Below are 12,086 nucleotides of genomic sequence, written 5' to 3' on the forward strand. Positions count from 1 at the left end.
CCCCAGGGGTAGACGGGTCCCACCCGGAAGCTCCCGGCGGAAGCGACCCCGGGGTTACGATGCTCTCGACCCGCGATCTTCGGTGAGCCTAACCACAAGTCCGGCACCGTCGTCCGCCGTCACCGTCCCCCTCCGACACTCCCAGAAAGCTGCGTCAATGTTCTACACAAACGCACTCATCGGTCTGCGCGAAGGACTGGAGGCCACCATGGTGGTCATCATCCTCGCCGCCTACCTCAACAAGACCGGGCAACGCCGCTCCTACCCGTGGCTGTGGGCGGGGATCAGCGCCGCCCTGCTCTTCACGGTCGGGACCTTCCTCGTCATCAACTTCGGCTCCAGGACCCTGACCACGGTGGGGCAGGAGATCATCGGCGGCGTCGCCTCCCTGGTCACCGTCGCCCTCGTGGTGTGGATCCTGATCTGGATGAAGGGAGCGGGCGGGGACATGACGGCGGAACTCGAGGGCAGGCTGGGCACTGCCGTGGCCGTCGGCCCACTGGCGGTCGCCACCGTGGCCTTCGTCGCCGTCGCCCGGGAAGGTGTCGAGACCGCCCTGCTGGTGTTCGAGTCCTTCACCCGGGCCTTCGGGGTCCCCTTCGCCGGACTGGTGACGGGGGTCGGGGTGTCCGTCGTCCTCGGGCTGCTGATGTACCGCGGTGTCCTGCGCATCAACCTCCGGATCTTCTTCCAGGTGACCGGCGCCCTGCTGATCGTCGTCGCCGCCGGGATCCTGCGGTACGGCATCACCGACCTGCAGGAGGCCAACGTCCTGCCCGGCCTGTCCTCCCACGCCTTCGACATCTCGGCCGCCCTGACCCCCGGAACCTGGTACGCGACGCTGCTCGAGGGCATGTTCAACATCGTCCCCCAGCCGACGGTCCTGGCCTTCGCCGGCTGGCTGGTTTTCCTCCTCGTCGCACTGCCCGCCTACTTCCGGCCCGTCCGCCGACGGGCCACCCACCACTCCCCCGCACAGAAAGTCTCGATCCCATGACCGTCTCCCGCACCACACGCGCGACCCTGGCCGCACCCCTCCTCCTCGCCCTGCCGCTGACGGTGACGGCCTGTGCGGACAAGGACGACGCCGCCGCCGCATACACGGTCACCGCCACCGACGAGAGTTGCGACGTCGACTCCTACGACGGCTCGACGGGGAACAACAGCTTCGACATCTCCAACAACGGCTCCAAGACCACGGAGTTCTACGTGTACACCGACGGCGGCCGGGTCCTCGGGGAAGTGGAGAACATCGGCCCGGGGGCCGCCCGCACCCTGCACGTGGAGTTCCCGGAATCCGGCACCTACCGGGTCACGTGCAAGCCCGGCATGGTCGGCGAAGGGGTCTCCCACGACTTCACGGTCTCCGGCGACGCCGTCTCAGTCGCCGAGGGCGACGACCAGCTCGCCGCCGCGGTCGACGGCTACCTGCGTTACGTGCGCTCCCAGACCACCGCGTTGCAGGAGGCCGTGGCCACCTTCGCCGACGCGGTCGACGACGGCGACGTCGAGGAGGCGAAGAACCTCTTCGCCCGGACCCGCACGTACTACGAGCGCATCGAACCCATCGCCGAGTCCTTCCCCGACGACCTCGACCCGCGCCTCGACCTGCGGGAGGCCGACCTGGAGGACGGCCAGGAGTGGACCGGCTTCCACGCCGTCGAGAAGCAGCTCTGGGTCGACGGTGAGATCACCGACCGGACCCGGGCCGACGCCGAGCGGCTCGTCAGCGACATCGCCGAACTCGTCGACGGTGTCGCCGCCTCCGACTTCTCCGTGCAGCCGGTGCAGATCGCCACCGGCGCGCAAGGACTGCTCGACGAGATCTCCACCTCGAAGATCACCGGCGAGGAGGACATCTTCTCCCACACCGACCTCTGGGACTTCCAGGCGAACCTCGAGGGATCACGTGCCGCGGTCGCCTCACTGGAGGAGGTGCTCGACGACCGGGACGCCGACCTGCTCCGAGAGATCAACACCAGCTTCGACGACGTGGAGAAACAGCTCGACGCCTTCCGCGAGGGTGACGGTTTCGTCTCCTACGACACCGTCCCCGACTCCGACCGCAAGGCCCTGGCCGGCGGCATCGACAGGCTGACCGAGAACGTCTCGAAGGTCGCCGGGGTCATCGCACAGTGACGGGGAACAACAACACGCCCGGCCCCGGTGTCTCCCGCCGTCGCTTCCTCGCCGGCCTCGGCGTGGGCGGACTCGGGGTGGCGGCGGCAGGTGCGGGCGGCACCGCCGCGGTCGCCGGCCTGACCCTCGCGTCCTGCGCGTCGTCCGACGGGGCCGACGGGGCCGACCGGACGGTGCCCTTCCGCGCCGACCACCAGGCCGGCATCACCACCGCCCAGCAGGATCACCTGCACATCGTCGCCTTCGACGTCATCACCTCCGACCGCGGGGAACTGCGCCGACTGCTCACCGACTGGACGCAGATGGCCGAGCGGATGACCCGCGGTCTCGAGGCCACCGACGGCGGAGCACTGAGCGGCACCTCCGAATCCACCGCCGCCGACGACCCCTCGGGACTCACCGTCCCCTCCGACACCGGCGAGGCCGTCGGCCTGGACGCGGCGAACCTCACCGTCACCGTCGGATTCGGCCCGTCACTGTTCGACGGCCGGTTCGGTCTCGCGGGACGACGCCCGGACGAACTCCAACCCCTGCCGAAGTTCCCCGGTGACCAGCTCGTCGACGACCTGTGCGACGGGGACGTCGTGGTCCAGGCGTGCGCCGACGACCCCCAGGTCGCCGTCCACGCCGTACGCAACCTCACCCGCGCAGGATCAGGCGTCGTCGAGGTGCGGTGGTCGCAGCTGGGGTACGGGCGCGCGTCGAAGACCACCGTTGACGAGGAGACCCCGCGCAACCTCTTCGGCTTCAAGGACGGCACCCGCAACATCCTCGCCGGGGAGACCGACGACCTGGACCGGCACGTCTGGTGCTCCGGGGACAGCGGCTGGATGGCCGGAGGGTCCTACATGTGCGTGCGGCGCATCCGGATGCTCCTAGAGGTCTGGGACCGCCAGATCCTCGACGACCAGCAGCACACCTTCGCCCGGTACAAGGGGTCGGGCGCACCCCTGGGCACCGACGACGAATTCGCCGACGTGCCCTTCGACCTGTACCTGGGCACCGGCGGGCCGGCGATCCCCCACGACTCCCACGTCTACCTGGCGCACCCCGACAACAACGACGGGGCGCGCATGCTCCGCCGCGCCTACAACTTCATCGAGGGATCGGACTCCTTCGGGCACCTGTCCGCCGGGCTGTTCTTCATCGCCTACGTCGCCACACCGTCCGTGGACTTCGTCCCGGTCCAGATGGCGCTCTCCCACAACGACAAGATGAACGAGTACGTCCGCTACGAGTCGAAGGCGATCTTCGCCTGCCCTCCAGGGCTCGGCGACGGGACCACCGACTGGGGCACGGCCCTGTTCGGCAGCTAGGAGGCGCGGGGACGTGCCACCGGGCCACCCGGTAAATTGGTGGCCATGTCCCCAGATGACCCCGACTCCGTGGCCGCACGATTCCGCACCGCGTTCCGCCGCCACCCCACCGGCGTCGCGTTGATCACCGCCCACGTCTCCGGACAGGACGTCGGGCTCACGGTGTCGAGCCTGGCGTCACTGTCCGTCGAACCGCCTGCCGTGTCCTTCTCCCTGTCCAAGGCCGGGGGAAGCGCCGGGGCGATCCTGGAGGCCGATTCCTACCTGATCCACTTCCTCAGCGAGGACCAGGCGGGCATCGCCTACGAGTTCTCCCGCTATGAAGGCCGCCGGTTCACCCCCGACCAGCAGTGGTCCCGGGCCCCCGGTGGCGAACCGTTGCTGTCGGACGCCCTGGCGGTGATGCGGGCCCACACCGTGGACTCGCTCCGGGTCGGCGAGGCCACCCTCGTCGCCGCCGAGGTCAGCGACGTCACCCGCGGTGCGGACGGCCAGGGCGAGGCCGCGGCCTGCGCCGACGTGGCGGCACCGTCCCCCCTGATGTTCCGCAGCCACCAGTTCTACCGCTTCCCCACCGGTCAGCCACCGCTCTGACGGTACTAGCCGTCGGCGTTGCCGGCCTTCCAGGTGGACCAGGGGATGTTCCAGTCGCCGAGGCCGTCGTAGCCCTCGAGCTGACCGCCACCGGTGCCCTTGACCTCGGTGATGTCGCCACGCTTGAGGTTCTCGTAGACCCACTGCGCGTCCTCCACCGACAGGTTCAGGCAGCCGTGTGAGGTGTTGGTGTTGCCCTGCGCCCACACCGACCACGGGGCGGCGTGGAAGTAGATGCCCGAGTAGGACATCTGCGTCGCGTACTGGACGTCGGTGACGTAGCCGCCGGCGTCGAGCGCGAGACCGAAGGTCTGCGAGTCCATCGTCAGCGCCTCGAACTGGTCACCGATCTGGTAGATGCCCTCGGGGGTCTCGTGCCCCGGCATGCCCATCGACGTCGGCATCGTCTTGACGACCTCGCCGTTGCGGGTCACCGTCACCGTCTTCGTCGCGTTGTCCGCCACGGCGCGCACGTCGTCGCCGATGGTGAAGGTGGCGGAGCGGTCCGTCTGCCCGTACATGCCGCCGAGGTCCTTGCCCACCAGGTCGGCGTCCACGGTCACCTCCGTGCCGGGCTTCCAGTACTCCTCCGGGCGCCAGCGCACCTCATTGGAGGTGATCCAGTAGAACGCACCCTCGACCTTCGGCTCGGTGGTCACCGTGATGGCGTCCTCCACCGCCTTACGGTCCGTCGGCGCCTCGTCGAAACGCAGCGCCACCGACTGGCCGACACCGACGACCGCGCCGTCCAGCGGGGCCAGCGACGCATCGGTCAGCAACGCCGGACTGAAGGTGGTGAAGGAGGTGGACAGCGTCTCGTCGCCGCCCTTCGCCTCCAGGGAGTAGGTGGTGGAGTAGTCCAGCTTGCCGTCGGAGTTCCACTCGGTCTTGTCCTCGTTGAAGGACCCCTCAACCTCGTTACCCATCCCGTCGGTGAGCGTGACCGAGTCGATCCCCTCGTCGTCCAGGACGGTGACGGGTTCGTCGACCTTGACGTCGGTGTCCCCGTCGTCGACGTTGGCGGTCAGCTCAACGGAGTCCTCCCCGTCCCCGGACTTCCCCTCGTCCGCCACCTGTTCGGTGTCCGTGTCACCGTTATCGTCGATGGTGCAGGCGGCGGTGGCCAGCAGAGCAGTGGCGGCCGACGCGGCCGCGATGGAACGCAGAACCCGGCCCGTACGGCCGAATCGGAAGTGCATGGTGTCTACAGTCTCTTTCCGCCCCGGGTCAGGAGCACCCGAGGCGATGAAGTGTTGTGGTGAAGTCAGGTCGACGGTAGTGACGCAGCAGTCCCACTGCGCCCGGCAAGGTGAGGGTCGGGCCCCGTCTCGCCGACCATCATACGTCTGCGCTGCCCGCCAAAAGTAACGGAAATCGCCCCGCCGGACAGATTGTGTCCGAATCGTTACCCACCGGGGCTCCCCGGAGACGATCGGAAGCAATCCCACAGACGACCTGCGGATTTGCCAGGGATTCGGCGCGGGGCTATAGTTTCTCTCGTTGCCGAGGACGGGACATCCGCTCCACGAGACACCATGCGTCATTAGCTCAATTGGCAGAGCAGCTGACTCTTAATCAGCGGGTTCGGGGTTCGAGTCCCTGATGACGCACAATTTCACCCCCGGATGGGTGACCGGCCCCGGCCGAGTCACCGTCCGGGGGTTTCGTCATTCTAGCCGACGGCCCCCGGAAGAGCAGGCGATATGATGACCTGATGCCCCGTCCCCGCTCCCGTAGTCGCCGCACCCCGCTCCCGTTCGAGGTGTGGGCGCTGGTCGCCGGCGCATTCGCCGTCGCACTCGGCTACGGCGTGGTTGCACCGGCGATCCCCCAGTACGCACACGCGTTCGGCGTCTCGAACGCCGCGGCGTCAGGGATCGTCAGCGCCTTCGCCCTGATGCGCCTCGTCGGCGCACCGCTGGCGGGCCGCATCCTGGTCCGGCTCGGCGAACGGCGGACCTACACCCTCGGCATCCTCGTCGTCGCGGCGTCGACCGGGGCCTGTGCCCTGGCCGCGAACTACACGCAGCTGCTGGTCCTGCGCGGGCTGGGCGGCCTCGGGTCGATCATGTTCACCGTCGCCGCCACCGCCCTGCTGATCAAGGTCAGCCCGGTGGACGCCCGCGGCCGTGTCTCGAGCGTCAACGCCGCCGGCTTCCTGCTGGGCAACCTGTTGGGGCCGGTGTTCGGTGCCCTGGTCGCCGGGTTCGGTCTCCGGGCCCCGTTCATCTTCTACTTCATCATGCTGGTCATCGCCGCGACGGTGGTGTGGTTCGCCCTTCGCCGCTCTCCCCTGGCCGGCGCGGGGGCGGACGGCAGCCCCCGCGAACCGCTCCCCCTGGCGGAGTCCCTCGGCATCCCCCAGTACCGGGTGCTGCTGGGCTCGGTGTTCGTGTTCGGCTGGACGTCCTTCGGTGTGCGGGTGTCCGTCGTGCCGTTGTTCGTCGCCGCCGCCTTCAACGGTGACGCCGCCGTCGCGGCGTGGGCGCTGGCCGCCTACGCCGCCGGCAACGCCGTCCTGATCCTCCCGTCCGGGAAGTGGAGTGACACGCTCGGCCGCCGACCGATGCTGGTGCTGGGGTTGCTGGTGACCGCCGTCGGTTACGTGGTGTTCCCCCTGGCACCGACGATCGTGGTGGCGTGTGCGGCGATGTTCGTCGCCGGTGCGGGTTCCGCGCTGGTGAACCCGGCGCAGCAGGCGGTGCTCGCTGACGTCGTCGGCACCCGGCGCGGTGGTTCCACCGTGGCCGGATACTCGATGCTGCAGGATCTCGGAGGCGTGCTCGGTCCGCTGGCCGCCGGGGTCCTGGTGGACGTCGCCGGTTTCGGCTGGGCCTTCGGTGTCAGCGGTGTCCTGCTGGTCCTCGCCGCCGTCGGGTGGGCGTCGGTCCGTGACTCCCGGACGCTGCAGGACCTGCAGGCGCCCGGCTCAGCGCCGGGCTGACAGCGCCCCGGTGAGCGGACCCAGGATCCAGCTGACCAGCGCCATGATGATCGCACCCCAGAAGGCCGCACCGAAGGTCGTGATGTGCAGCCCCAGGCCCACCGCCTGGGCCACGGTCTCTGCCAGCAGGAACACCCCGGCGTTGATCACCAGGGCGAAGAGCCCCAACGTGAGGATCGTCAGCGGCAGCCCCAGGAGCCGCAGGACCGGTCGCACGGTCATGTTGAGCAGCAGGATCACCGCAGCGCAGCCGAGGAACACCCACAGCCGGTCGTTCGCCCCGTCGCCGACCAGTGGCTGCGCCGGTGCGGTGACGGAGACCCCGGTGACGAAGTAGGTCACCACCCACAACCCCACGGCGGTGCCGGCGGCGCGGACGAGGAAGTTCCAGATAAGGCCCATGCCCTGAAACTACCATCGGCGGCCCGGGGCTCACCGGTGCCGGCGCCTCCCCCACCAGCCGATGATCGTGGGCAGGTAGGCCCCGATGACGAGCATCGCCAGGGTGCGCATCACCTGCACCACGGTCACGACCGGTTCCGAGCCCGCCTCGTGGGCGAAGGCCAGCACCGCGTAGATGCCCCCGGGCACGGTGGCCAGGTAGGCGTCGAGCAGTGGGACGTCGCTGAAGTGCGCGATCAGCAGTGCCGCCAGGATCGCCCCGGTGATCATCGAGGCCACCGCCGACAGGATCAGGGGCAGACTGTGGCTGAACTGCCGGAGCGCGGACTTGGTGAGCGTGCCTCCCGCCTGCACGCCGATCACGGCGTAGGCGAAGACCAGCAGGAGCCCCTCGGGCTGCAGCCACCGCTCGGGCACCCCGGCCGTCCCGGCGCCCCAGGTCAGCAGCATCGACAGCAGCAGGTACGGCACCGGCAGCTTCACCACCCGGTGTGTGACCCGCACGAGCGCCCACACCAGTGCCCAGACGACGAGTGCGCCGAGGACGCCGTGCAGCCCGGGGGTCCACCACGCCGCCGTCCCGTCGCCCGTCGACCCACCGCCGCCGGCACCGGCGCCGTCACCGCCTGCGAAGAGGTGGACGAAGGCCGGCAGTGTCAGCACCACCAGCGACAGGCGCAGGTACTGGGTGAGGACGACGAAGCGGACGTCCTCCTTCAGCTCCGCGGCGAGCACCGTCATGCCGCTGGCTCCCCCGGCCAGCGTCGCCAGCAGGGAACTCACGGCGCTGGCGGCCCCGGACCGGTACAGGAGGTACGCCGCCGCAGCGCACACCGCCAGGGTGACCACCAGTGCCAGGACGGTGGGTGCGACGTAGCCGGCCACCGTCGCGCCGTCCAGGTCCGCCAGGGGTGCGACGCAGACCATCGCGATGACCACCTGGGCAGGCTGCATCAACCTCGTCGGCGGGGTGGTCTGCCGGTCGGAGAGGATGGCGTAGGCGCCGAACGAGACCAGGAAGGCGAAGATCCAGGACGCCGGGACGCCGAGCCTGGTGCACACGGCCCCCAGGACCACGGCGCACGCACAAACCCCGGCGATCTCGACGGCACGCCGGGTGCCGGAGATCCGCCGGGGCTGTCCGGGGTCGCGCGGGGCGGGAATCGTGATCAGGACCTCGTGATCAGGACCGGGCGTCCGCCAGCAGCCGCTGGATTTCCTTGATCTGCTTCTTCTCGTTGCGCCGGCCGGCGACGGTGAGCGCGACGACCAGGCCCACACCCGCGACAACTCCGCCGATGATCATCTGGACCTTCGGCTGCGCGAGGACGTGGGACACCTGGGTCTTGGCCTCGTCCGCCAGGTTCTTCGGAGCCGCGCGGACGCTGAGCTCGTCCAGAGTCCTCGCGAGCTGTTCACGGGTGCGTTCGATGTCGCTCTGGATTGAGTCGATGGTGCGGGCCACTGAAGTCTCCTGCATTGCTGGTCGTGACTGACGGTTTCGGGATTGTTCCTGAATTGTACGTTCCCGGGTGGCTGCGGTGCAGAAGAACCCGTCGAACGGTGCTCGACACGGCGGCGGATCACCGTACACTCGGAGAACATGAGCACTTCCGAGAACAACCGCACCATCCTGGAGATCGGGGATGTCGCCCCGGACTTCACCCTCACCGACGACCGGGGCCGGCAGGTCAGCCTGTCCGACTACGCCGGCCGCCGCGTCATCGTGTACTTCTACCCCAAGGCGGACACCCCGGGCTGCACCACGGAGGCCTGCGACTTCCGTGACTCGCTCACCGAGCTCAACGACGCCGGGGTGGACGTCCTCGGCATCTCCCCGGACCCGGTGGAGAAGCTCGAGGCGTTCCGTGAGAAGCACGACCTGACCTTCCCGCTGCTGTCGGACCCGGACAGGAAGGCGCTGACCGCCTACGGGGCCTTCGGGGAGAAGAAGAACTACGGCAAGGTCGTGCAGGGTGTCATCCGGTCGACGTTCCTGGTCAACGAGAACGGCACGATCGGCCTGGCGAAGTACAACGTCAAGGCCACCGGGCACGTCGCCCGGATCGCCCGGGACGTGCTGTAGGACCTGCCGCCCACGGCAGGACCCCGGGGGCGCAGGATCAGGAAGCCTCGACCGCCGTGGCCTTCCCCGCTGCACCCGCTGCACCCGCTGACGTGTGGCGACGACTGCCGAGCCAGGCGACGACCACCGGCACGAGGCTCACCGCGACGACAGCGAGTGCCCAGAGGTCGACATGGTCGCGGATGACTGCCACAGAACCCAGGAAGTACCCGGCGACGGTCACTCCGGCGCCCCACACGACAGCGCCGGCGATGTTCCACCCCACGAACCTGCGGTACGGGTAGCCGGCGATCCCCACCGCCAACGGGGTGAAGGTGCGGACGATCGGAACGAAACGTGCGAGGAAGAGCGACTTCCCGCCGTGCCGTGCGAAGAACTCCTCGGCCGAGGACAACCGCTCAGTGGTGAGGACCCTGGCCTCCGGGGTGAAGAAGCGGCGCCCGTACCGGCGCCCGAGGAAGAACCCGACCTGGTCGCCGCAGATGGCGGCGATCCAGACGACCCCGACGACGAGCGCCAGGTTGACGTGCATCGCAGGTGCGAGCATCCCGGCGACGAAGAGGAGTGAGTCGCCGGGAAGAAACGGGAAGAGGCACCCGGATTCGATGAAGACGAAGAGGGCGAGGACGCCGAGCATCCACGGACCCGCGCCCTGGAGTACGGACGTGGGGTCGAGGAGCCCGGAGGCGAGGACGGTGTCGGTCATGCCACCCATCATGCACCGGGCCGTCCCAGAATCCGCCAAGAATCCACCGGGACCTTCCTCCCGCCGCCTTCTCCCCTCCGTCCCGTAATGTTCTGGACAGGACAGGGAAAGGAGCGGCACATGGATCCGTCCCCCAGGGACACCGGGCCGTCCGACCCCGGTACCAGCACGGATGCCGCGACAGTTCGCTCCACGGCGTACCGGATCGGACTACGCATCGCCGGGGTCGCCTTCGCACTGGTGCTCGTCGGCGGTGTGACCTTCTTCATCGTCCTGTGGTGGAAGGCCGGCGGGTCGGTTCTCGGCCACCACTCCGACGACCTCCCCGACCCCGACGGCAAGTACGTCACCGTCTCCCTGAACACCGTCGACCTGGTGACGGCGACGGTGGCCGTCGGGATCCTGGCCATCGCCGCGGCCGGACTGGCAGGAGTCTTCATCGCACGACGTGCCGTCGCCCCGCTCGGGGAGGCGCTCGCCCGCGAACGACGCTTCGTCGCCGACGCCAGCCACGAACTGCGGACCCCGCTGAGCGTCCTTCACGCCCGGGTGCAGAAACTCTCCATGCAGACCCCCGCCGATGACCCGCGCCGGCCCACCGTGGACGCGTTGCGCGACGACTCCACGGTGCTCGTGACACTCCTCGACGACCTCCTGGACGACCTCCTCACCGGGATCCCCGCAGGCGCTGCGCCAGGTGACCGGGACACCGGACCGGCCGACCTCCGCAGCGTCCTCGACCGTGTCGCCGGAAACCTGGCGCTGCTCGCGGAACGACAGGGGGTGGACCTCGAGGTCACCACGGTCGACGCGACCGTACAGATGCCGACGACGGACCTGACCCGCTGTCTCACGGCACTCACCGACAACGCGATCAGGCACACCCCGGCCGGTGGGCAGGTCCGGGTGTCCGCCGCCGTACCTCCCGGAGGTGGTGTGGTCTGCCTCACCGTCGACGACGACGGGCCCGGTGTCCGGGGCATCGACCCCGGCCGGGTCTTCGAACGGTTCGCCCACGGCACCGCCCCCGCCGGGGCTGCGGGCGGCGAGCGCGGCAGCCACGGGATCGGGCTATTCCTCGTGCAGGAACTCGCCCACCGTGCCGGCGGATCTGTGGCACTGACCTCGACCGGCCCCTCAGGCACCGAGTTCACGCTGCGTGTGCCGACCGCGCCGGGAGCATCCACGGGAGGACGCCGGTGAGCACGTCGGACAGAAAACCGCTCCTGCTGGTCGAGGACGACCCGGAGCTCGGCCCGCTGGTCGCCGAGATTCTCGACATGGCCTGGAACGTCACTCTCGTCGCGGATGCCGCGGGGGCGCGTGCGGTCCTCGACCGGCGCGTGTTCGACGTCATCGTCGTCGACCGCAGGCTGCCTGACATGGACGGGGCGGACCTGGTCGCCTGGTTCCGTGCCAGGGGCGTCTCCACACCGGCGCTCATGCTGACCGCACTCGGAACCGTCGCCGACAAGGTGTCCGGCCTCGACGCAGGAGCCAACGACTACCTGGTCAAGCCCTTCGAGTTCGAGGAACTCGAGGCCCGGCTCCGTGCCCTCACCCGCCACCACTCCCCACGGGGGACGGTACTGCCGATCGGCAGCTGGACGTTGTACCCGGACGACCGGAGCATAGACTCCCCCTACAGCGGACGGATCATGCTGACCGCCAAGGAATGCGCCCTCCTCGCCCTCCTGGCCGAGCACCCGGACACCGTGTTCAGCCGCGACCAGCTGCTCACCGCGGTCTTCGACCACGGTGAGCAGACCAACACCGTGGACACCTACGTCCACTACCTGCGTTCGAAGACGGAGAAGGAACTCGTGGAGACCGTCCGCGGCCGCGGCTACCGGCTGGGCACGCCACTGTGAGCGCCGGTCTCCGTGCCAGCGGCACCGG

General features: G+C 69.3%; 13 protein-coding genes and 1 tRNA gene. 9 read left to right on the forward strand and 5 right to left on the reverse strand.

Annotated features, from left to right (window positions below):
- Positions 1-157: 157 nt before the first annotated feature.
- From efeU to Q0A34_RS08925, 4 genes are read left to right on the forward strand one after another with little or no spacing between them, the layout of a single operon-like run.
- A complete protein-coding gene (efeU, locus tag Q0A34_RS08910) occupies positions 158-997 on the forward strand; it encodes an iron uptake transporter permease EfeU (protein WP_291479645.1) in 840 nt (279 codons plus the stop codon).
- Positions 994-2,139 (forward strand): iron uptake system protein EfeO, encoded by a 1,146-nt coding sequence (gene efeO / locus Q0A34_RS08915; RefSeq protein WP_291479646.1) that lies wholly within the window; start codon positions 994-996, stop codon positions 2,137-2,139. Before efeU ends, efeO begins: the two co-directional genes overlap by 4 nt.
- Positions 2,136-3,455 carry an iron uptake transporter deferrochelatase/peroxidase subunit gene (efeB, locus tag Q0A34_RS08920; protein WP_291479647.1) on the forward strand — a complete coding sequence of 440 codons (1,320 nt, stop codon included), beginning with the start codon at positions 2,136-2,138 and terminating at the stop codon, positions 3,453-3,455. Before efeO ends, efeB begins: the two co-directional genes overlap by 4 nt.
- A 45-nt stretch (positions 3,456-3,500) precedes the next feature.
- Positions 3,501-4,049 (forward strand): flavin reductase family protein, encoded by a 549-nt coding sequence (locus Q0A34_RS08925; protein ID WP_291479648.1) that lies wholly within the window; start codon positions 3,501-3,503, stop codon positions 4,047-4,049.
- 5 nt (positions 4,050-4,054) lie between these two features.
- On the opposite strand, the gene Q0A34_RS08930 is transcribed toward Q0A34_RS08925, so the two are convergent.
- Positions 4,055-5,248, reverse strand: coding sequence for an Ig-like domain-containing protein (locus tag Q0A34_RS08930; RefSeq protein ID WP_291479649.1), 1,194 nt, complete (start codon positions 5,246-5,248; stop codon positions 4,055-4,057).
- A gap of 338 nt (positions 5,249-5,586) precedes the next feature.
- On the opposite strand from Q0A34_RS08930, the gene Q0A34_RS08935 reads away from it, so the two are divergent.
- Together Q0A34_RS08935 and Q0A34_RS08940 are read left to right on the forward strand one after the other, a co-directional pair.
- A tRNA-Lys gene (locus tag Q0A34_RS08935) sits at positions 5,587-5,659 on the forward strand.
- 104 nt (positions 5,660-5,763) lie between these two features.
- A complete protein-coding gene (locus Q0A34_RS08940) occupies positions 5,764-6,993 on the forward strand; it encodes an MFS transporter (RefSeq protein ID WP_291479650.1) in 1,230 nt (409 codons plus the stop codon).
- On the opposite strand, the gene Q0A34_RS08945 is transcribed toward Q0A34_RS08940, so the two are convergent.
- The 3 genes from Q0A34_RS08945 to Q0A34_RS08955 are packed head-to-tail and all read right to left on the reverse strand — an operon-like array spanning position 6,979 to position 8,860.
- Positions 6,979-7,395, reverse strand: coding sequence for a phage holin family protein (locus tag Q0A34_RS08945; protein WP_291479651.1), 417 nt, complete (start codon positions 7,393-7,395; stop codon positions 6,979-6,981). The two genes, Q0A34_RS08940 and Q0A34_RS08945, sit on opposite strands and share 15 nt — an antisense overlap.
- 30 nt (positions 7,396-7,425) lie before the next feature.
- The gene (locus Q0A34_RS08950) at positions 7,426-8,568 is read right to left on the reverse strand and encodes an AbrB family transcriptional regulator (RefSeq protein WP_363316441.1); all 1,143 of its coding nucleotides are present in this window, start codon (positions 8,566-8,568) and stop codon (positions 7,426-7,428) included.
- Positions 8,569-8,578: 10 nt separating this feature from the next.
- A complete protein-coding gene (locus Q0A34_RS08955; RefSeq protein WP_291479652.1) occupies positions 8,579-8,860 on the reverse strand; it encodes a DUF3618 domain-containing protein in 282 nt (93 codons plus the stop codon).
- Positions 8,861-8,998: 138 nt separating this feature from the next.
- Between Q0A34_RS08955 and bcp the strand changes: the two genes are divergently transcribed.
- Positions 8,999-9,481 (forward strand): thioredoxin-dependent thiol peroxidase, encoded by a 483-nt coding sequence (gene bcp, locus Q0A34_RS08960; RefSeq protein ID WP_291479653.1) that lies wholly within the window; start codon positions 8,999-9,001, stop codon positions 9,479-9,481.
- Positions 9,482-9,518: 37 nt separating this feature from the next.
- Here the strand turns inward: bcp and Q0A34_RS08965 are convergent, their stop codons facing one another.
- The gene (locus tag Q0A34_RS08965) at positions 9,519-10,187 is read right to left on the reverse strand and encodes a VTT domain-containing protein (RefSeq protein ID WP_291479654.1); all 669 of its coding nucleotides are present in this window, start codon (positions 10,185-10,187) and stop codon (positions 9,519-9,521) included.
- A 120-nt stretch (positions 10,188-10,307) separates the two neighbouring features.
- On the opposite strand from Q0A34_RS08965, the gene Q0A34_RS08970 reads away from it, so the two are divergent.
- On the forward strand, positions 10,308-11,390 hold the full coding sequence (locus tag Q0A34_RS08970; RefSeq protein WP_291479655.1) for a HAMP domain-containing sensor histidine kinase: 1,083 nt from the start codon (positions 10,308-10,310) through the stop codon (positions 11,388-11,390).
- Entirely contained in the window at positions 11,387-12,058 is a 672-nt protein-coding gene (locus Q0A34_RS08975) for a response regulator transcription factor (RefSeq protein WP_291479656.1), read from the forward strand. The genes Q0A34_RS08970 and Q0A34_RS08975 overlap by 4 nt, the downstream gene beginning before the upstream one ends.
- Positions 12,059-12,086 lie beyond the last annotated feature (28 nt).

Source organism: Corynebacterium sp., assembly GCF_022712195.1.
In the GTDB taxonomy this organism is placed as follows: Bacteria; Actinomycetota; Actinomycetes; order Mycobacteriales; family Mycobacteriaceae; genus Corynebacterium.

Excerpts from the sequence above, each read along its gene's own strand:
- efeU (WP_291479645.1), top strand. The coding sequence starts at position 158 with ATGTTCTACACAAACGCACTCATCGGTCTGCGCGAAGGACTGGAGGCC.
- efeO (WP_291479646.1), top strand. The coding sequence starts at position 994 with ATGACCGTCTCCCGCACCACACGCGCGACCCTGGCCGCACCCCTCCTC.
- Q0A34_RS08925 (WP_291479648.1), top strand. The coding sequence starts at position 3,501 with ATGTCCCCAGATGACCCCGACTCCGTGGCCGCACGATTCCGCACCGCG.
- Q0A34_RS08930 (WP_291479649.1), bottom strand. The coding sequence starts at position 5,248 with ATGCACTTCCGATTCGGCCGTACGGGCCGGGTTCTGCGTTCCATCGCG.
- Q0A34_RS08940 (WP_291479650.1), top strand. The coding sequence starts at position 5,764 with ATGCCCCGTCCCCGCTCCCGTAGTCGCCGCACCCCGCTCCCGTTCGAG.
- Q0A34_RS08945 (WP_291479651.1), bottom strand. The coding sequence starts at position 7,395 with ATGGGCCTTATCTGGAACTTCCTCGTCCGCGCCGCCGGCACCGCCGTG.
- bcp (WP_291479653.1), top strand. The coding sequence starts at position 8,999 with ATGAGCACTTCCGAGAACAACCGCACCATCCTGGAGATCGGGGATGTC.
- Q0A34_RS08965 (WP_291479654.1), bottom strand. The coding sequence starts at position 10,187 with ATGACCGACACCGTCCTCGCCTCCGGGCTCCTCGACCCCACGTCCGTA.
- Q0A34_RS08970 (WP_291479655.1), top strand. The coding sequence starts at position 10,308 with ATGGATCCGTCCCCCAGGGACACCGGGCCGTCCGACCCCGGTACCAGC.